Genomic DNA, 256 nt, shown 5'->3' on the forward strand with positions numbered 1-256 from the left:
ACTCATGATTGATCATTGCAAGAAATTCACGGGTAGAACGCTCAGACGCTTCTGCACGCTCTTTCGACTTAACTAATCTAAGGTTAATCAGTTGCCGTGTAATCGAACTCGATAACAGCTCACAAACCAACGACATTTGGCTCTCAATAAACGCGAGGTCAAAATCTTCCCCGACGAGCCTTACTTCCAGTTTTCCAACGTTTTTCTGCTCCACTTGAATCGGAATAGAAGCTTTCAACATCGGAATATCACTGTC

1 protein-coding gene is annotated in these 256 nt (G+C 43.4%); it reads right to left on the bottom strand.

What is annotated here, in order from left to right; genetic code table 11:
- Positions 1-256, bottom strand: a 256-nt coding sequence (locus FQ664_RS27595) for a hypothetical protein (protein WP_218570442.1), incomplete at both ends; no start/stop codon positions are given.

The organism is Pseudomonas persica, from assembly GCF_900291015.1.
Taxonomy (GTDB): Bacteria; Pseudomonadota; Gammaproteobacteria; order Pseudomonadales; family Pseudomonadaceae; genus Aquipseudomonas.